17 protein-coding genes and 1 tRNA gene are annotated in these 18857 nt (G+C 39.9%); 11 read left to right on the forward strand and 7 right to left on the reverse strand.

What is annotated here, in order from left to right; all coding sequences use genetic code 11:
• Positions 1–371: 371 nt before the first annotated feature.
• Positions 372–453, reverse strand: a tRNA-Leu gene (locus ND855_RS09490).
• A 118-nt stretch (positions 454–571) separates the two neighbouring features.
• On the opposite strand from ND855_RS09490, the gene ND855_RS09495 reads away from it, so the two are divergent.
• The 3 genes from ND855_RS09495 to ND855_RS09505 all read left to right on the forward strand — a co-directional run bounded on the left by ND855_RS09495 (position 572) and on the right by ND855_RS09505 (position 2689).
• Positions 572–994 (forward strand): cyclic nucleotide-binding domain-containing protein, encoded by a 423-nt coding sequence (locus ND855_RS09495; protein ID WP_265358143.1) that lies wholly within the window; start codon positions 572–574, stop codon positions 992–994.
• Complete coding sequence (locus ND855_RS09500) at positions 991–1515, forward strand: Crp/Fnr family transcriptional regulator (RefSeq protein WP_265358144.1); 525 nt, start codon at positions 991–993, stop codon at positions 1513–1515. Before ND855_RS09495 ends, ND855_RS09500 begins: the two co-directional genes overlap by 4 nt.
• A gap of 79 nt (positions 1516–1594) precedes the next feature.
• Positions 1595–2689 carry a PilZ domain-containing protein gene (locus ND855_RS09505; protein WP_265358145.1) on the forward strand — a complete coding sequence of 365 codons (1095 nt, stop codon included), beginning with the start codon at positions 1595–1597 and terminating at the stop codon, positions 2687–2689.
• A gap of 3 nt (positions 2690–2692) precedes the next feature.
• Here the strand turns inward: ND855_RS09505 and ND855_RS09510 are convergent, their stop codons facing one another.
• Both ND855_RS09510 and ND855_RS09515 read right to left on the reverse strand, forming a co-directional pair.
• On the reverse strand, positions 2693–3382 hold the full coding sequence (locus ND855_RS09510) for an IspD/TarI family cytidylyltransferase (protein WP_265358146.1): 690 nt from the start codon (positions 3380–3382) through the stop codon (positions 2693–2695).
• Entirely contained in the window at positions 3379–4647 is a 1269-nt protein-coding gene (locus ND855_RS09515) for a diaminopimelate decarboxylase (RefSeq protein WP_265358147.1), read from the reverse strand. Before ND855_RS09515 ends, ND855_RS09510 begins: the two co-directional genes overlap by 4 nt.
• 57 nt (positions 4648–4704) lie before the next feature.
• On the opposite strand from ND855_RS09515, the gene ND855_RS09520 reads away from it, so the two are divergent.
• The 5 genes from ND855_RS09520 to ND855_RS09540 are packed head-to-tail and all read left to right on the forward strand — an operon-like array spanning position 4705 to position 11120.
• A complete protein-coding gene (locus tag ND855_RS09520; RefSeq protein WP_265358148.1) occupies positions 4705–5775 on the forward strand; it encodes a zinc dependent phospholipase C family protein in 1071 nt (356 codons plus the stop codon).
• A gap of 24 nt (positions 5776–5799) precedes the next feature.
• Entirely contained in the window at positions 5800–8352 is a 2553-nt protein-coding gene (locus tag ND855_RS09525) for a penicillin-binding protein 1A (RefSeq protein ID WP_265358149.1), read from the forward strand.
• Positions 8353–8411: 59 nt separating this feature from the next.
• A complete protein-coding gene (locus ND855_RS09530) occupies positions 8412–8816 on the forward strand; it encodes a bactofilin family protein (protein ID WP_012388418.1) in 405 nt (134 codons plus the stop codon).
• A 19-nt stretch (positions 8817–8835) separates the two neighbouring features.
• The gene (locus tag ND855_RS09535; RefSeq protein WP_407658710.1) at positions 8836–9960 is read left to right on the forward strand and encodes a peptidoglycan DD-metalloendopeptidase family protein; all 1125 of its coding nucleotides are present in this window, start codon (positions 8836–8838) and stop codon (positions 9958–9960) included.
• Positions 9957–11120 carry an alpha/beta hydrolase gene (locus ND855_RS09540; protein ID WP_265358150.1) on the forward strand — a complete coding sequence of 388 codons (1164 nt, stop codon included), beginning with the start codon at positions 9957–9959 and terminating at the stop codon, positions 11118–11120. Before ND855_RS09535 ends, ND855_RS09540 begins: the two co-directional genes overlap by 4 nt.
• Positions 11121–11138: 18 nt before the next feature.
• On the opposite strand, the gene ND855_RS09545 is transcribed toward ND855_RS09540, so the two are convergent.
• Positions 11139–12896, reverse strand: a complete 1758-nt coding sequence (locus ND855_RS09545) for a transglutaminase-like domain-containing protein (RefSeq protein WP_265358151.1) — start codon at positions 12894–12896, stop codon at positions 11139–11141.
• Between the two features lie 49 nt (positions 12897–12945).
• On the opposite strand from ND855_RS09545, the gene ND855_RS09550 reads away from it, so the two are divergent.
• On the forward strand, positions 12946–13722 hold the full coding sequence (locus ND855_RS09550) for a helix-turn-helix transcriptional regulator (protein WP_265358152.1): 777 nt from the start codon (positions 12946–12948) through the stop codon (positions 13720–13722).
• A 23-nt stretch (positions 13723–13745) separates the two neighbouring features.
• Here the strand turns inward: ND855_RS09550 and ND855_RS09555 are convergent, their stop codons facing one another.
• From ND855_RS09555 to ND855_RS09565, 3 genes are all read right to left on the reverse strand, one after another.
• Positions 13746–14288 carry an Mpo1 family 2-hydroxy fatty acid dioxygenase gene (locus ND855_RS09555; protein WP_265358153.1) on the reverse strand — a complete coding sequence of 181 codons (543 nt, stop codon included), beginning with the start codon at positions 14286–14288 and terminating at the stop codon, positions 13746–13748.
• A gap of 82 nt (positions 14289–14370) precedes the next feature.
• On the reverse strand, positions 14371–16083 hold the full coding sequence (locus tag ND855_RS09560) for a 4-alpha-glucanotransferase (protein ID WP_265358154.1): 1713 nt from the start codon (positions 16081–16083) through the stop codon (positions 14371–14373).
• A gap of 18 nt (positions 16084–16101) precedes the next feature.
• Entirely contained in the window at positions 16102–17166 is a 1065-nt protein-coding gene (locus ND855_RS09565; protein ID WP_265358155.1) for a class I fructose-bisphosphate aldolase, read from the reverse strand.
• 128 nt (positions 17167–17294) lie between these two features.
• Here ND855_RS09565 and ND855_RS09570 point away from each other — a divergent pair, with 128 nt between their 5' ends.
• Both ND855_RS09570 and ND855_RS09575 read left to right on the forward strand, forming a co-directional pair.
• Positions 17295–18158: a sensor histidine kinase gene (locus tag ND855_RS09570; RefSeq protein ID WP_265358156.1), complete on the forward strand. Its 864-nt coding sequence runs from the start codon at positions 17295–17297 to the stop codon at positions 18156–18158.
• The gene (locus tag ND855_RS09575) at positions 18155–18838 is read left to right on the forward strand and encodes a response regulator transcription factor (RefSeq protein WP_265358157.1); all 684 of its coding nucleotides are present in this window, start codon (positions 18155–18157) and stop codon (positions 18836–18838) included. The genes ND855_RS09570 and ND855_RS09575 overlap by 4 nt, the downstream gene beginning before the upstream one ends.
• Positions 18839–18857 lie beyond the last annotated feature (19 nt).

Consider the following 18857-nt stretch of genomic DNA (forward strand, 5'->3'; position numbering starts at 1 on the left):
TGCATGATTGTCTGCAATGTTTGTTCCTTATGAAATTATGCTTCGGGACTTGACCTCTCCGCTGCAAACACTTCGTGTGTTTGCTACGCTTCGAGGCACGGCTCCGCTCGACGTTTGCCTTCCTGGCATGATTGTCTGCAATGTTTGTTCCTTATGAAATTATGCTTCGGGACTTGACCTCTCCGCTGCAAACACTTCGTGTGTTTGCTACGCTTCGAGGCACGGCTCCGCTCGACGTTTGCCTTCCTGGCAAACTTACAGAAACTATGACTCCCTATGGGTCGTCACAATTTCTGGTCGCGTCACTGTTCAAGCCCCTCCAGGGTTGTTGATCAGTTTGAATGTTTGGGATGAATTAGAGATCTTTGTTTTGCGGGCGGAGGGACTTGAACCCCCACGCCTCACGGCGCCAGAACCTAAATCTGGTGCGTCTGCCAATTTCGCCACGCCCGCATTGTGGTTGTATAAGCAGGTTTTTGTACTAGGGAATTCTGTCTAGTGAGATTTTGTGATTCACTTGCCTTTGTTTTGGAATTTTATAGTACTGTCAGATACCTATAGGATAAGTCCGATGAACATACTTGAATTTATGCAAAACATCTCCACACAAGTGTATCTAAGGGGCGATGTTATCTTTCGGGAAGGAGATGCTCATGACGGAAGTATGTATTGTATCATGAGTGGTATGTTCGCTGTCACCAAACGGATGCCAGATGGTTCACAAGAAGTGATCAAAGGGCTTGGGCCTGGTGAATTTTTTGGCGAACTTTCTCTCATTACAAGAAGGCCAAGAGCCATGACAATTAGTGTGGTATCTGCCAATGCAAGGGTTGGCATTTTACGTGATGACCAGTTCGAAAAACTGGCTCGTATCAATACTCATTTTTTATTCCAACTTACCAAAAGTACAGTCGAAAAACTCCATCGTGCAGAAGCGAGACTCGCTGAACTCGACAAAATGATCGAAGAAATCCAAAAGGACGAAACCAAATGAATGTAGAACACCTCCGTAAATACATCACTGAAGTGCGCATCGACCATTTTGCCCAAGGAACAAAAGTATTTTCTGAAGGGGAAGAATGTAATGGTAAGATGTATTTTGTTTTTTCTGGATTGTTACAGGTGTACAAACGGAAGGCTACTGGCGAAGAACAATATGTAAGAGATATCAAACCTGGAGAATTTTTTGGCGAGATGGCACTTGTATTCCCTTCTCCAAGAGCCGCATCCATTGTAGCAGCAGCAGAGGATACAAAAGTAGGAATCATCACAAAAGATATTTTTATGGGAATGGGAAAAGAAAGCCCTGGGTTTTTATCAGTGATTCTTCACAGTATCATCAATCGACTAACAGCCGTAGAAGATTCTATCTCCGAAAAACAAAAAGAATTGCATATTCTAATCAATGGAATCCACCAAAAAGAGGGAGAAACAACGAACACAGAATCTGTCACAAAGACTGAGGACAACACACAAGATTCTGAACAGGTGGAAGGTGTATCCAAGGAGAACTAAAGAACTAAGTTCTCCTGTTTCAAATTCCAAACTTCAAAAATAAGTTGACTAAACGCTAAAAAAACAGTTTTATTTTCGGGTGACATTTCGGTTCTTCAATTACCCTATTCCAGTTTTACTTGTAACTCTTGGTTTTTTTGCCGTACCATTTGTTATATTTTTTGCCATTGCATCCCTTTATGATTTGGACTTCGATCATGTGGGTATGATCCTCACTCGGATCCAACCATGGCAGTATGTTTTTTCGTTTTTAAGTGCCATCATCGCCTATGGTCTCATCACCAAAAAAAAATTTGGTTATTACCTCTTCCTTTGTTTTACCTTCCTCATCCTCACTTATAATTTTTGGATGGTTCTATCAGTTTCTCTTGGGAAAAAATTCTTCCTTGCAGGTATTCGAATCAAAACTGATGACATTGTTTGGAATCTGGGAATCACATCGGTTCTTCTTGCGATTGCCTTTTATTTTTTGAGAAGGGAAATTGCAGCTCCCTACTTAAGCACCACAAGAAGAGGATGGCGCATCAAATACCGAGAAACTCATCCCATCCCTTTCCATTGGACCAATGCAGATGGAGAGAGAGAGGGTGATGGCCTCACCATCAATATTTCTAAAAATGGCGTATTACTTCCATTAACCAAACATCATTTTTTAAACCCAGGGGATCCGATTAACCTTCTCTTAAAGTTAGAAAAGGAAAATAGAGAACCAGCTTCGATTTCAGTTCAAGGAAAGGTAGTTCGTATCGATAAAGAATCGGACGGAACAGAAATTGCGGGTGTTCAATTACAATTTCTAATCGCACAGAAAGAAGAAAAACAAATTTACGATTCGTTTTTACACCGTGTTTTTGCTCCTCGTTACCCTGTTTCTAACCCGGTTCAATTTTTCCAATCTGAAGACAAAACATACAATGGAACCCTACTCAATGTTTCGTTAGAAGGTTTGTACATCGAATCGGAAGTTGTGTTTTCTGCATCTGACTATTGTCGAGTGAAGATACAAACCCGTTCTGGGGAAATCGCTGTGGGTGGTGTTGTTAGGTGGTCTAATCCCCAAGGGAAATATGGAAAACCAAAAGGTTTTGGGATTCAGATTGATTCCATCGAAAACAAAAACCTCTTCCGAGTTTGGATATGGAAACAAAGGTTTAAATTATTCCACAGTAGGTAATTGTTAGTCGTTTATGTAGAGGGAATCTGCAAGGACCAAATCACCTGGGCTTGTCACTTTGGTATTGTGAAAATCAGTTTCGACAATCCCTACCCTTCGTTCTCCCATCCAAGTGCATAAATCTGTTGGGTGGTGTTTGGAATTGTCTGGCAACAAATCCAGGAATAGTTCTTTTAGCATAAAGCCAGCCACAGCTTGAGGAGTTTTCACAGCATACACTTCTTCTCGTTTTAATGGTTCCTGTGAATAGTTTTGGTGTAGTTTCACTCGCACAAGGCTTTCTGTAACAGGACAAACTAAGGATGCCCCACCGAAGATTTTTGTTTGTTCTACTAATTGGTAAAGTTCGTTTTGTTTGAAATTGGGACGAGCAACATCATGGATAAAGAATATATCTTTCTCATCGTACGAAATGGAGTGAATTCCATTTAAAGTGGAAAGGTGCCTAGTTTCTCCTCCTTCAACTATGCAGTCGTTAGGTGCGAGTAAATCTTCTAATTCTTTTTCGGTCTCCAAAACCCAATCGGGATGGGACACAATAGTAATGGATTTTAAGAGTCCAAACCGTTGGAATCGTTTGACCGAATGCCTAAGGAGTGATTCACCCCTTAGTTTTAAAAATTGTTTAGGAACATCAGATCCCATCCTGCTCCCCGTTCCACCGGCAAGCAGGATCGCATATAAATTGTTCATTCCACCACTAGTATTTCGTTTCGGAAAATTTCCAATACAGGTTCTCTTTTACGGATGAGTTTTGGTGTTCCATCTTTTCGGATCAACACTTCTTGTGTCTCAGGAAAACTATTGTAGTTCTTCGTAGACATACTGGAACAATACGCACCAATTGCCTCCATCACTACATAATCACCAATTTCTGCCTCACCCATAAGCCTTGTGATCGGTTCTCCACCTTCTTTTTGAGTGAAAACATCTCCAGATTCACAACAATGGCCAACGACAACATATTCTTTGTTAGACTGAGGTGTTCCACCATCTTTTTTGACAGTAATGAGGGGATGGCGTGCACCATAGAGTGACGGCCGTGTATTAGAATCCATACCAGTATCCAATTTTAAAAACTGGAATCCATTTTTTCCTGTGTCAACTTTGTCATCCACAGTGGTGAGAAGTGCCCCACAAAGTGCTATGAGATAAGTGCCTGGTTCTATTTCTAATATCAGTTTTCTACCATGTTTTTCGGCAAATTCTTCAAATTGGATTTTAACAGGAGCACCTATCTTTTGTAAGTCGGTTGTTTTTTCATCTTCCATGCGTCCAACTTTGTATCCACCACCAAGGCTTACTACAGTGACAGATGGGAAACTCTCTGCATATTCAAGTGTATACTTGGCAACAGCTTTCCAAACTTCAGGATCACTTCCTGATCCAATATGTGTATGGACTTTTTCAACGATGAGGTTGTATTTGTTTACGATTGTTTTGACTTCATCCAGTTTTTCATGCCATATTCCAAAGGAAGAAGTAACTCCACCCACATCAGTTTTTTTGGTATGACCAGATCCAAGTCCTGGGTTAAAACGAATGGATACCGATTTTCCCGGGAAGGTTTGGCCAAAAAGTTCCAATTGGCGGAGTGAACAGGCATTGAACTTCACACCCTTGCCGATGAGTTCTGCAAAAGCTTTTGGAAATTCTTGGGAAGTGAGCATGATGGACTCTGGAGAAAAACCAAAATGGAGGGCACGTACCACTTCATGTTCTGAGGAAGCATCAATGAGGATGCCTTTTTTTTTCATGATTTGTAAGATATTGGAATTGGGATTTGCCTTCATGGCATAACGGACTTGTAATCCGAATGCATTCGGAAATGCCAATGTGTCATCGCATTTTTGTTCAATTTCTTTCTCAGAATAGACAAAGAGAGGGGTACCAAATTCTTTTGCCAAAGTTCGCACTTGGTCTTCTTTCAAAAACTTTAGTTTTTCGATTGATGTCATAGGATTTAAGATAAACCTTTCAATAGGTTCCAATCCATAAAGTCAAAAAAGTAGAAAATGGCAGGAAAGATCACACATATTGAAGCACTCTCCCAAGTGAAAAAACACTTGGAACATGGCAATGCCACTCAAAGGAAAATTGCCAATTTACTCTCGAGGCCTGATGTGGCATCGTACGCCAACTTAGGTGCCGTTGCCCCAGATATCTTTTATTTCTACCATGTCTTACAACCCAAACGTACAAAAAAAGCTGCGTTTTTTGGAGACCTGGCTCACCACCACAATGTGGCAGAACTCATCTTAAGTTTCCTTGACCAAGTGTATGACACGGAAATGGGTTTGTACCGGGACAGGTTCCTTGCCTTTACGCTTGGTTATATCTGCCATTGTGTTGTGGATATCCAAACCCATCCTTATATCTTTTACATTTCTGGTGATTACTATAACAACGATAAGAAGATTTCCTACCAAGCCCAAGTAAACCATATGAAAGTGGAATTTGGTTTGGATACCTTACTCATCAACCACCGTTGGGGAATGAGTGCAAGGGAATATGATTTTCCACAATACATTGACATCCGCCACCGAACCGTTGGAATCAAAAACAAAATGGACCCAGTCCTTTGGAACTTTTGGTTACAGTCCTTAAAAGAAACGTTTCCAAAAGAATTCCAAACTTCTTACATTGGGTCTGAAAAAAAAATCATCCCAGGGGACATCTTAAATGAATCCTATCTTGGATTTTACCGTTTCACTTCCACACTTGATTCACGTAGTGCTTTTATGCGAGGACTTGTGAGTGTAGTGGATGCACTTACCTTCCATAAATACAATGCCTCTGTTCTGATGTTACCAACAATTGAGGCGATCAATCCGAAGATCATGAACGACGAAAAAAGAGAATGGTTTTACCCAGCTGATCCCAATCGTAAGTTCAACGATTCATTCATTGATTTACTGAACCAAGCAAGCCAAGCAAGTAAGGAAATTTTAACCAGAGCCTATGAATATAGTTTTTCACCTGAGAGCCGTTCTAAGATTCTGGATTCACTAGGTGGTTATAATTTAGATACTGGCCTTCGATACCACGGAATTGATCACATGAAGGAATTTTCCCCACTCGTATAGTGGGAATTTGAAAAAGGAAATTGTATGAAACAAGAACCCGTTGGGCTCTTTGAAAAGTATTTTATCATTTGGTTTCGAATCGTTACAGAAAGGATTTGGACAGGAGACAAAAAAGTTAAGAACACCTTCCTTGCCATTTTGGGTTTTGGGGTTCTAAATGTTTTTTTACTCACTGGTTCCATTAAAGATTTTTTTCGTCTCGATGAAGCTGCTGTTTACGATATCCCTTCCACCTTATACGGGCTAAACGATAAAGGGGAATACGAACCCATTGCCGAATACTATAAATTCTCTCGAATCCCTGTCAAATTAGAAGAACTAAAACCAGAGTCCACTGACTATTCGACGGATAACCGTCACAAAGTGATCCAATGTTTTTTATCCACCGAGGACAATTCGTTTTATTCCCACAACGGGATAGATCTCAAAGGGATTGCCAGAGCTTTTGTGGTAAACCTCATGGCGGGTCGTGTGAAAGAAGGTGCATCCACCATCACCCAACAGGTCGCAAGGCTTAAGTTTTTATCCATTGAACGTTCCATCGCAAGAAAAGCACGCGAGGCTTGGCTTGCCATTTTACTCGAACTTGTTTACCCAAAAGACAAAATTCTGGAAGTGTATTTAAACGAAATTCCACTCGGGCATGGAACCATTGGTGTAGGTGCTGCTTCCAGGTTTTATTTTCGTAAAGAAGTACAAGATGTAACTTGGGGTGAAGCTGCCATCCTGGCAAGCCTTACCACAAGACCCACTCAGTTTAGCCCCATTGTCAACCCAGTATCCAGTATGAACAAAGTGAGAGTTGTCTTTCGCAAACTAGTTGAAAATGGAAGGATGACTGTTGCCGATGCCGAAAAAGAATTTGCGAGTTTGGAAGAATATTACACAAACCTCAATCGTTCTCCCAATGATTCTGCATTTTCAGACAGGTTAAACCGTTTTCCCTATGTCACAGAATACATCCGTAAAAATCTAATTCGTTCGATTGGTTCCAGTCGGTTGTACAATGGTGGACTCAAAATATATTCCACGATCCAAATCCGCCACCAAGAAGAAGCAGAAAAAGCCCTTCTCCCTGCATTACAAAGGCAAACGATTGAATCCAACCAACGTGCATTCCGTAACATTGATGCCTTTGATGATTTGTATGGAAGTGGCTATTCTTTAATCGCTGATTTGTATGACTTACCTGAATTTAAATTTAAAATTTCGAAAATAGAACGTACTTTTTCCTCTGCTTACCAAGAGGACATTCGTGATGAATTTTACGCCCTCAATTTACTAGTAGGTGATGACTATCTAGGTGATACCCTGGACAAAAATTTCACATCGCAAAGCACAAAGGACCATTTACTCCCGGTAGAAGGATCCCTCATTGCCATTCGCCCAGAGACTGGTTACATCACTGCCCTTGTTGGTGGATCAGGTTTTCGTTCTGACAACCAACAAATCCGTCCATTCCAAGCCTTTCGCCAACCAGGTTCCGCCTTTAAACCAATCTTGTATGCGGCAGCAATGGACTATTCTGGAAAAAACCCAGACCCTGAAAAAAATGTAACACCTGCTACACTCTTTGCCGATTCTCCCTTACAATACCTAATGGAAGATGGAGATGAGTGGGCTCCCGAAAATTACAGCAGTGAATACTCTGGGTTTATTTTGTTACGAAAGGCTCTGGAACAATCAAAAAACTCAGTTGCTGTTCGGGTATTAGAACAAGTGGGACTTTCCAATTTGATGGATAGCCTCCGAGGTTTATTACAATTACAAGGAAGGGACATCCCTTACAACTTCAGTGTTTCCCTTGGATCCTTTGAACTCACTCCCTATGAACTCACACGAGCTTATGCTGCCCTCGCCTCTGGTGGGAAAACTGTGAACCCCATCTCTGTTTTGTATGTAGAAGACAATGCAGGAAAAGTCATTAAAGACTTTCGCAAAGACTACGAAGATGTGGAACGAAAACAAATCATTTCCAAAGAGGCTGCCTTTCTCATCACTTCCATGATGAAAGATGTTGTGGAAGAAGGAACAGGACGAGGTGTCCTCTCCTATGGACTTGGCAGAAAAGCCTATGGAAAAACCGGGACCACAAACAATTTTAGGGATGCTTGGTTTGTGGGTTATACCCCAGAACTTGTCACCTCGGTATGGTTTGGTTATGATGTGGGAACCATTTCACTCGGTCGAGGGATGACTGGTGGAAAACTATCGGCTCCTGTATGGGGACGGTTTATGGCAAGGGCCCTGGAAAAAGAACCAGCCAAAGAATTCCCCTGGCTCGCTGAAGTCAAAATCACAAAGCGAACTGTCTGCCGTATGTCTGGGAAACTCCCTGGTGGCCAATGCCATGACCTACTGGAAGAATACTTTATCCCCCAAACGGTTCCAAAAGACGTTTGTAATGACCATGGATCTGCCTGGAATGTAGTGGAATCTAAACCACAACCACAATCCACCCAAATTGTCGTGGAGAAGAAAAAACAAGACACCAAAGTGGAGAAAAAAACCACACAAGGCAAACCTCCGAAACGAAAAAACTCAGTCTTTAGCGGAGATGAGGAAATTGATTACTAAAAAGGCTTGTCAGATAGACCGAAAATTTTGATTCTCACAGAAGGGGAAAAGGAGCAGGAATGGCAATAGGTAAGGATTCCATCAACAGCGTTATCGGACCAGGGTCGATATTTGAAGGTAAATTTTATATCGCAGGTTCACTTAGAATCGATGGAAAATTCGAAGGTGATATCAAAACAGAAGACGCTCTCGTCATTGGAGAGACTGGAAAGGTCAAAACCAATATCAGTGCAAGAGAAGTCATTGTCTCCGGAACCCTCATTGGCAATATCAAAGCCGAAAACGAAGTGAAATTAGAAGGGACAGGACGTATGTTAGGTGACATCACTGCTCCTTATTTAGAACTTCAAAAAGGTGTCGTTGCAAAAGGAAATATCACAATCACTGGCGGACAGAAAAAAGACGTTCGTAAGATTGTAGAAGAATCCTTTGGCGGAATCAAATCTTTAGATTCAAAGGACTAACCTAAAATCCATTTAACACATGCTACTTCGTTCACCTGAAAAGTCTACGATCGGCAAGCATGTGTTACGTTGGGGAAACATAAACGTCATCCAAGTTTCCCCAGGTAAGTATTTTTATAACCTACAATCACAATCGAGTGTTTTACACGGCACTATTGATCTCAACCGCAAACGGTATCGTATATTACCCCTACTCGGTGTTTCTTTCTTATTTGCGTTTTTACTCTCCGTCATTGTCAACAAACAAACTTACGAAGAAAGTTTGATGGAAAAAGAATTCCTCAGTATGTCCACTGAGGTAGAAGAAAATGATACAAAAGACAAGGAAGCAAAACTAGCGGACGAAAAATACTTACAAGAAACCGAAGATAAAAAAATGGCGATCCTTCGTTCAGCAGAACTCGACAAACTCGCAGATAACAAAAATAAAAAACTAAAAGTCACTCAATACAAAGTCAAAAGAAATGAATCCTTATCTGATATTGCACGTCGGTTTAAGGTATCTGTTGAATCCATTGCTGGAAGTTCTGGCATCAATCCAGAAGTATCTCTCATTGCTGGTCAAATTCTAAACATTCCAAACAAACACGGCCTAATGTACAAACTGAAAAAAGGGGATACACTGGCAAAAGTAGCAGACTATTATAAAGTCAAAATTGATGATATTTATGCAGAAAACCAATTAGAAGATTATGATTTATTTAAGTCTGGACAAAAGGTATTTTTACCAGGTGCTGTGATCCCAGATACTGGCCCAGTTTGGAGGATCCCAGTGTCTTCCAAAGTCATCACTTCTGGTTGGGGCACACGTTCCTACCCACAATATAAATTCCATATGGCACTTGACTTACGTGCCAATTACGAATCCGTCTATGCCGCAAGAAAAGGAAAAGTCACCTACTCTGGTTGGATGGGTGGATATGGAAATGCCATCATCTTATCTCATGACGACAACTACCAAACGTTATATGCTCACAATTCCAAACTTTATGTGAAAGAAGGTGATTATGTGAGTGCTGGAAAAATCATTTCTCGTTCGGGATGTACGGGGTATTGTTTTGGTCCTCATTTACACTTTGAAGTCATCAAAGACGGGAAAAACATCAATCCTACAAAACTCATCAAAGGATTTTCATACAAATGAAAACTATCAAAACAAACCAGTTTCAATCCTCTTCCAAAAAAGGTGATCTCGTAATCACATCCTTTGGTATACAAAAGAGAATTTCCACAACCATTTTGATTTTTTTGGTAGTTTCTTTATCTTTTATTTTTTCCTGTACACCAAAAATTGGAGAACAAATCAACAAACGATTGGTTGATCCCTTTGATGAAACAAAAACTATTAACGTTCATTTTGTTACGACAAGAAGGGAAATGGGAGCCAAAGATCGCTGTGATGGGAATAGTTTTGGTTTCATTACCGATATTAACCCACATTTTGGGATTTGTATCGTAAACGTTCCCGCAAAACATATAATAGGTGATATTTCCTTGGATAATGACCAAGATAAAAACACATTTTTCCAATTCAAAGGCCGAGTGAACACTGATGACAGAGAATTTTTATCCAAATTAAAATCATCTGCCAGTGAAGAAGTTTTAGTATTTGTTCATGGCTTTAATGTCAATTTTGATGAAGCAGTGTTACGAGCTGGACAAATGAAATATGACCTCAAATTCCCAGGGGAAGTGGTTGTGTTTTCATGGCCTGCTGGTGCTGACGCTGGTTTACTGGGACAAGTGATGGTGAAATCAACCTATGATTTAAACTTTACCGAGGCAAAAATCAATCGTGAACCATTTGCTAATTTTCTAAACTCCATTTCCTCGATAGGAAAAAAAATCCATTTGGTGGTTCATAGTATGGGTCACCAAGTCGTTTTACCTTCCCTTGCTTCCCTTTCTAAATCAGGGAAAAAACAATTTCTCTCTGAACTCATTCTCAATGCCCCTGACTTCGACAAAAATGAATTTGAACTCATCTTATCTGATTTAAACAAAACTGCAGAAAGGATCACCTTGTATTGTTCTCCAGGAGACAATGCATTAGTTGCCTCTCAAAAAGTGAATGGTGGTCCAAGGGCTGGCATGTGTTTTAAATATTCTGGAGTGGATGTGATCAATGTAAACGAAGTGGATGACCCAGTGTTAGGAGTCGGAGGACTTGGCCATGGGTATTATTCATCAAGGCCAATTCTCACAGACATCTACCAAGTGTTACTCGGTGTATCTGTTGAAAAACGCCTCTTTATCCGTAAATCAGGACCCAAAAATGGGGAAAACTTTGTTTTACGAAAGTAAGTTAAATTTGTTTCCAATTTAAGGAACCACAAGTTCTTCACCCGACTGGATTGCTCGATTTCGCATCTGGTTGGGTTGGATTTCAAGAGATTCTTCCCCTTGTACTCCTTCTCCTTGTTTCAAAATGGTGAGTTTCATTTTGAGTTTTTTTCCCAAGGAAAGTTGGTCTTTTGTCAGTTGCACCAAACGATCCCCTCCTGAAATTTTTGGATGTGTTGGAGTTGGTAAAACTGCAAATACCAAATGCCTCGCATAAGTCACACCTGGTTTTGATTTTGGTGGAGAAAGTGGTTCCATCGGAATCCACCCGTAACCATTCACCCATACCTCTACAAATTTATGATTAAAACTCATTTCATCAGAAGATTCAGTCGGTAAATAATTCCATACTAACCTAGCAGGGATACCTTTTCCACGTAACAATGACATGGTGACATAGGAATGTTCCGTACAACCACCATTGTTTTTTTGGATCACATTCGGTGCTGATTCAAACTTACCTGATTTATAAGGGATTGAGGAAACATATTGGGATGTTTCCATGAGTAATTCTTTGATTGAAGTTTTTTCTTGGAACAATTCATTTCGTTTTGTGACAACAATCGGATCCTCAAGTTTGACAAACCAATCATCTCGGAGTTCGTTTGGATGTTTGGATTCACTTTCTTCTCGATTGACAATCAACTCAGGTCCAAGTTTCCAATGGATTTTATAACGAGTGAGTTTCCCTCGATACACAGTTATGGTTTTTGACTCTCCTTCTTTCATCGGAGGGACTTTCACTGTGAGAGTACGATTCCCTGAATCATCCAAACTGAATGTACTCGGTGAATAAAAGGTTTCTTCTCTTAACTTCTGGGAATATGTATCTTTTTTTGGAAGGATTACATGGAAATTGGATTCAGGGATGTCTGAGATTGATGTTAAATCCAATTGGTATTCGAGATTCGATTTGATGGGTGAAAACCGAACTGCTTTTTCGTCGGAACGAATGAAGAGTCCATCTCCAATGGGAAAAAAATGTTCATCAAACAAAAACCATTCCCCATAAATTTTGGTAATTGGATCAAAAATTAAAAATCGATCAGAACCAAGGACAGCCATTTTAAAAAGGGCCCGATGGTTTGTTGGGAATTTCCATTCTTTTGTTGTTGTTGTACCTTCCTCTAAAGAAAACACCTGAATGGTATTCCCTGCAAAAGAAGAAACTAAAAGGATTTCGGAATCACTTCGTTTGATAATCCTTTGAACAGATTTCATTGGTAACTGAAGTTCTGATACTTTCTCCATAGAGTTCACATCATAAACTTCTAATTGGTCTTTTTCCAACCGTACCAATTTCTCTTTTAGACAGACAAAATCCTTCCACCCATTGGTTTTACTTGCAATGTTGAACTCATTTTTGATCTCAAATGAATCTTGCGACACAACAAATAACTTTTGTTTGGTTTGAATATAAACAGTGTCACTACATAGTGCCCAACCAAGAACCCTTCCCTTATCCCAAGAGATGGGGGTTATTTTTTTAGTTGGTAAATCATATTGGTAGAGGTGGTATTCTTTTTCTTTATTTTTGGTTTGGAAATAAAGCTGGGATTTGATCGGCAAGAAGGATTCAAACAATTCGACAGATTCTGAATCAGGAAAACTAAAATTAGGATCATACTCATATTTCGTTCCAATTTGTTTCCATTCAAACGAAACTTCCCCTCGTTCTACTGCTACGAGTGAACCACTTGTGAGTACAATTAGGAAACCTAAAATCCAATGTTTCATTTGATAATCCTTGCCTTTTTTGAAACCATATGAAAGATTTTTTCAGTATATGGATGAGGAAAGAAAAGGAAGTCTTTTTTATTTCGGAGAAAGGATTCTCCTCGGCACACAAGGCCTTGTCACAGAACCCCATTCCCATTATGCAGTTTCCATTCTTGTTTCCAAACAACTGCCATTTCGTTTGACCACAAAAGAGAATCAAATCATAGAAACAAAGGGAATCATCATCCCTCCCAATTTTTTCCATCGCTTAGAAGCAAATCATACGGAAATCGTAGTGATCCAATTGGATCCAAAATCGGATGAATATAAAAAAATTGAAATGAAGGACCCATACACTCTGTTAGAAACCGAGACGATAGAGAGAATTCAATCCTTATCCGAACCATTATTTGGCAGAGGTTTAAACTGCACAAAAGCGAAATTGATTTATGAACAAATATTGGAAGAACTTGGTTCCCAAAAATCAAACAAATCTTGGGATCCAAGAATTGACATTGCCCTTAGAAAAATTAAACAAACACTTCCAAATCCAATCAATGTAGCCTTTCTTTCAAACGAAACAGGAATCTCAAAAGATCGTTTTATGCATTTGTTCAAAGAGAATATGGGAATCCCACTCCGGCAGTATTTACTATGGCAACGATTGCACATTGCCGCAAGGTTATTACAAAGTGGAGAGAACCTAACAACTGCATCACATGCAGCGGGTTTTAGTGACCAAGCTCATTTGTCTCGAACCTTTAAAAAGATGTTTGGTGTGAAACCCTCCCTGTTTCTGGGAGGGTCTCATTTACACCAAGTTTGTTTTTGTGACCAAATTTAAAATGTTTAGATAGTCAATTTGATTTAAGCTGTTTTATGGACGCTAAAGTCTTTCCAAACCCCTTTTTGTTTTAGTTCATCTTCCACTGCTTTTTTTAAATCAGATCGATATCCTAATTCGAAGAACACATCTGCCACGACAAAGAGTGGTGCAGAGACGAGTGCTTGGAATAAATTGTCGAATAGTGCGGGCCTACTTTTCTCAAAGATAAAATGTCCATAAAACTGGGATCCCCAACCAACCACTTGCCCAATTCCAAAAATAGTCCATGCAGTTTGGGATGGGAGTTGCACTGTGATCCATTCAGCAGCCAGAAATAATCCACCAAACAATAGAGTTGCGATAAATGCAAAAAAAACATCTAAGGTATAATAATACCCTAAAACTCCCAAGGTAAATACGAGAGATGCAGTTACGGAAAAACCATTGTATTCAAATAGGGAAAATCGACTGAGTACAACGAAGAGAGTAAACGTAATCGTTGGCACTCCTAAAACGTGAATCCAAACATTCCGTTTTTCTTGATGGTAGGCAGAATAAAATGCCATTTCTTTTGCAAATCTCAAAGGGAACCTCCAAAGTAGAGTTCTACTTTACCAAACAAAGTGAGAATCCACTTGAACGATTCTGTCAAAATTTAAAAAAATTCTAATTTCTTCCGGAAGAATAGACAAGTTTGCGTAAGGTAAAATTGCGATTAAAGTCTTCCGCATAGTCTTCTATGAGAATCGGAAATCGGTAGGTCCAATTGGAATGATCAGGTGTTCCTGGGTAATTGATTCTGTGTTTTTCAGGATTCTGTAAAACATCGGAAACACCAAGGGCCAGATCTTGAAAGAGTTGGATGCTAAATAAACTTTTGGTTTGGAACACAAAATCGAGTAACCCTTCTAAGATTTGGTCTTCTGATTCGGGTCTTGGTTTTCCCAAACGGTCAAAGAAAAACTGAAGTTTAGGCTCTACATCCCCTTCCTGATTCCACCACTCCATCACCAAACTAGTGTCATGTGTCGATAAAACAGAAATTGCATTTTCCCGGTAGTGGTCCTCTTCGATGTATTCCCCGGAAGTAAACGATTTTGTCCAACGGACGACATCAATCCCAATCATTTGGCGCTCAAACAAGGATTCACGAATGAAAGTAGGAACGGAACCCAAATCCTCTGCACATGGTACCATAGAAGAAAAGGATTCAAAAATTTCTAAGATATCTTCCCCTGCTTTTCTCCAATGTTTTTCTTCTTCATTGATATGAAGTTCGGACAAAGGAAATAAATTAGCTTTGGTATCTTCTGGGAGTGACTGGTAACCTTCCTCTTTCCAGAAGTCCCAATAAAAAATATAGTGATTGGGTTTGAATTCATGGATCAGTCCGCGGGATTCCATTTCTTTTGGATCGATGCCAACTTTTAAAAATTCACTGGTCTCAATGCCAAATTGTGGGTGGAACCATCCCTTTAATGCATTTTTGTGTTCTTTGGGAATGGCCCAAATACGGTACATACCTATCACATGGTCAATGCGATACAAATGGAAAAAATTTTCTAAATACAATAAACGATCTTTCCACCAACTATAATGGCTTTTTTGTAACACTTCCCAGTTAAGAACAGGGAAACCCCAAGTTTGTCCCGTTTGTGAAAAATGATCAGGAGGAGCCCCTGCTTGTAAATCCAAGAAAAAGTTTTCAGGGTGTTCCCAAACATCACAGGAATTACGAGCTGTAAGGATTGGCATATCACCTTTTAAATAAATCCCATTGTCCTCTAAATGGAGTTTGGCGGCATTTAACTGATCAAAGGCGATTTTTTGTAAATATACCCAAAACAATGCTTCTTCTCTTTGTTCTGTGAATACTTTGTCCTTTGCATTGTAAGGATCTTGGAATTCTTTTGGCCATTCCCACCAATTTTTACCTTTGTATGTTTCATACAATACTCGAAAGGAAACATAGGAATAACACCAAGGTTGTTTTTCTAAAAAGTTAAGAGCATCTTTCATCGCTTCTTTTTGATGGGAAAGATAAAATTCTCTCAGGTATTTTATTTTGAATTCACGCACCCTAGTAGGATTGTTTTGTAAGGTAACGATTTGGTTTTTACGTGATTTGTTAGGTAAACCTAGTTTGTGCAAAGAAATGTATAATGGATCAATTGCAAAAGCAGAAATGGCACTATATGGTGAATAACCATAACCTGTATCATTAAGAGGTAATAATTGGATGATACTAAATCCAATGTCCTTTGCCCAGTCACAAAGTGGGTATAAACTATAGATGTCTCCACATTCGAATGAATGCCTAGAAACAATTGAGGACAGAGATACAAGTACCCCTGCCCTTCTTTGTTTGATTGGAGTCAATGTGCCCAATGATTTACATTAAGCAACAGTGATTTCTTTTGAAAGATAAACGTCTTGGATCGCGTGTAAAAGTGATACACCGTCTTTCATCGGTTTTTGGAACGCTTTTCTACCAGAAATGAGTCCCATACCACCAGCACGTTTATTGATGACCGCAGTTTTTAACGCTTCTTGTAAGTCATTTTCTCCTGATGCTCCACCTGAGTTAATGAGTCCCGCTCTTCCCATGTAACAATTTGCAACTTGGTAACGTGTGAGGTCAATAGGATGTTCAGAAGTTAAATCAGAATAAATACGTTTATCAGTTTTACCGTAAGAAGACTCTTGGTTGAGAACATTATAACCACCATTGTTTTCAGGTAACTTTTGTTTGATGATATCCGCTTGGATGGTTACTCCCAAATGGTTGGCTTGTCCTGTTAAGTCAGCCGAAACATGGTAGTCTTTGTCTTTTTTGAACGCATTGTTTCTGATGTAACACCAAAGGATCGTAGCCATTCCAAGTTCATGTGCCATTTGGAACACTTTTGAAATTTCAACAATTTCACGACCAGCATCAGCAGATCCAAAATAAATTGTGGCACCGATAGCAACACAACCTTGGTCATATGCTTGTTTTACAGTCGCAAACAAAATTTGTTCACTTTTGTTTGGGTAAGTGAGAAGTTCGTTGTGGTTGATCTTTAAAATAAAAGGGATTTTGTGAGCATACTTACGAGCCACAGAACCAAGCACTCCTAAAGTTGTAGCCACACCATTACAACCGCCTTCTATTGCGAGTTTGATGATATTTTCGCCATCGAAGTAAATTGGGTTTTTGGCAAACGATGCACCAGCGGAGTGTTCAATCCCTTGGTCAACAGGAAGGATGGATACATATCCAGTTCCACCAAGTCGGCCATGGCCGAGTAAAGTTTGAATGCTTCTGAGAACAGGGATGGACCTGTCTGTAGGTGCAAAAATTCTGTCTACCCAGTCGCTACCAGGTACGTGAATGAGTTCTTTTGCGATTTTTGGTGATTTGAATCCAAGGAGGGATTCCGCGTCGTTTCCAAGATGTTTCGAGATTTCGTCGAAGTTCAAAGTTGTTCTCCTTAAAAATAAATTCTCGGGTTGGGCCAAGGTGACAACATCTTTTTTTGCTCGTCGTCCTTCCTCATACCCTTATCTTGATTTAAGAGGCAAAATTGAGAGGATCAGCACAATTTCGTATGTTTTTTTCCCTGGCCTGGCTCTCCCTCACTCTGTCACTCGGAGTCTGGTGGTGGATTTTAGGGTTTCGCCAAGCCAAAACCATTTCTGAAATTTCTGTCAGTTTAGAAAGACAGTTTGAACTAAACCGCGTGAATCGGATGTTACAACTAGAGGGATCATTTTTCCTATCTATGTTAACCCTTGGTGGTGTGACTCTCGCCGTTTTATCCTACAGAGACCACAAACGTTCGAAACTCATTGCTGATTTTTTTTCTACAGTCACCCATGAAATGAAAACTCCAATTGCCAGCTTACAACTGCAAGTTGAAGTTCTATTGGAAGATACAAAAGACTTAGAACTAAAAAGAAAACTGGAAAAAATTTGGAAAGAAAACCTTCGAATTGAATCCCAGATGGGAAATGCCTTTTATCTGGCAAGTCTTATGCAAGGAGAAGCTCTTTACTTAGAAACGTTAACCTTACAAGAAATCAAAGATTCTTATTCCCACCATGAACCAGATCTGGTTTGGGAAGTATCCATCCCCCTTACAAAAAAAGTTCACCTTGATAAAAAAGCATTTTTTGCCATGTTAAAAAACCTGACTGAAAATGCAAAACGACATGGAAAAGCAAACCAAATCAAACTTCAGATTGGCCAAGAAAAGGATCGAATTTGTTTTCTTTTAGAAGATAATGGCAATGGTTTTATGGGGAATAAAAAATACCTCACCCAACCTTTTCTCCGCCATTCAAATACTAGCGGGAGTGGGATTGGTCTTTATATCGTGAAAAAATTAATCGAAAAGATGAAAGGCAAAATCGAATTTCCGGACAGTACGTACGGTTTTAAAGTCAAACTTTGTGTGAGTGAGGTCGTATGAAACCAAGGATTTTACTTGTGGAAGACGATGAAGGGCTCGGAGAAACTCTAAAAGAAAGATTAGAACAAGATGACTACCAAGTGAAATGGGCAAAAACTGTTTCGGAAGCAGAAACTCTTTTTGCACCGAATTTGTTTGATTTAGTTGTCCTCGACTTACGCCTGCCAGATGGGAATGGATTTGAACTCGCGGAAAAGATGGTTTCCCTTGAAAAGGATCTTCCTTTTTTATTTTTAACTGCTCAAGCAGGAGCCCAGGAACGACTCCGTGGGTTTGAACTCGGAGCAGCCGAATTTATCCCCAAACCTTTCCATTTAAAAGAATTTCTCATCCGCTTAGAAAGGGTTGTTTCCCTCACACGGCCCCATTTTGGTCAAAAATGGCAGATGGATTCGAAAGAAATCCATTTGGATTCCTTTTTAGTGAAAAACAAGGATGGTTCTAGCATCCTACTTTCCAAACGTGACTGTTCCCTCCTAAGCTTACTTCTGAGAGATCCCTCAAAAGTATTTAGTCGCTCTGAAATCCTTGATGTCATCGTGGGTGAAGACAGTTTTCCTACGGAAAGGACCATTGATAATGCCATTGTTCGGTTGCGCGATGCCTTAGGGGAAGATTCCATTCGTAATGTCCGAGGGGTTGGATACCAGTGGATTGCAGATGTCCAACCTTTGAAATAAACCACTTCTTCCTTATGGA

This window comes from Leptospira paudalimensis (assembly GCF_026151345.1).
GTDB lineage: Bacteria > Spirochaetota > Leptospiria > Leptospirales > Leptospiraceae > Leptospira_A > Leptospira_A paudalimensis.

Coding starts and splice junctions, on each gene's coding strand:
- ND855_RS09500 (WP_265358144.1), top strand. CDS start 991: ATGAATGTAGAACACCTCCGTAAATACATCACTGAAGTGCGCATCGAC.
- ND855_RS09520 (WP_265358148.1), top strand. CDS start 4,705: ATGGCAGGAAAGATCACACATATTGAAGCACTCTCCCAAGTGAAAAAA.
- ND855_RS09515 (WP_265358147.1), bottom strand. CDS start 4,647: ATGACATCAATCGAAAAACTAAAGTTTTTGAAAGAAGACCAAGTGCGA.
- ND855_RS09570 (WP_265358156.1), top strand. CDS start 17,295: ATGTTTTTTTCCCTGGCCTGGCTCTCCCTCACTCTGTCACTCGGAGTC.
- ND855_RS09530 (WP_012388418.1), top strand. CDS start 8,412: ATGGCAATAGGTAAGGATTCCATCAACAGCGTTATCGGACCAGGGTCG.
- ND855_RS09510 (WP_265358146.1), bottom strand. CDS start 3,382: ATGAACAATTTATATGCGATCCTGCTTGCCGGTGGAACGGGGAGCAGG.
- ND855_RS09535 (WP_407658710.1), top strand. CDS start 8,836: ATGCTACTTCGTTCACCTGAAAAGTCTACGATCGGCAAGCATGTGTTA.
- ND855_RS09540 (WP_265358150.1), top strand. CDS start 9,957: ATGAAAACTATCAAAACAAACCAGTTTCAATCCTCTTCCAAAAAAGGT.
- ND855_RS09575 (WP_265358157.1), top strand. CDS start 18,155: ATGAAACCAAGGATTTTACTTGTGGAAGACGATGAAGGGCTCGGAGAA.
- ND855_RS09495 (WP_265358143.1), top strand. CDS start 572: ATGAACATACTTGAATTTATGCAAAACATCTCCACACAAGTGTATCTA.
- ND855_RS09550 (WP_265358152.1), top strand. CDS start 12,946: ATGGATGAGGAAAGAAAAGGAAGTCTTTTTTATTTCGGAGAAAGGATT.
- ND855_RS09545 (WP_265358151.1), bottom strand. CDS start 12,896: ATGAAACATTGGATTTTAGGTTTCCTAATTGTACTCACAAGTGGTTCA.
- ND855_RS09525 (WP_265358149.1), top strand. CDS start 5,800: ATGAAACAAGAACCCGTTGGGCTCTTTGAAAAGTATTTTATCATTTGG.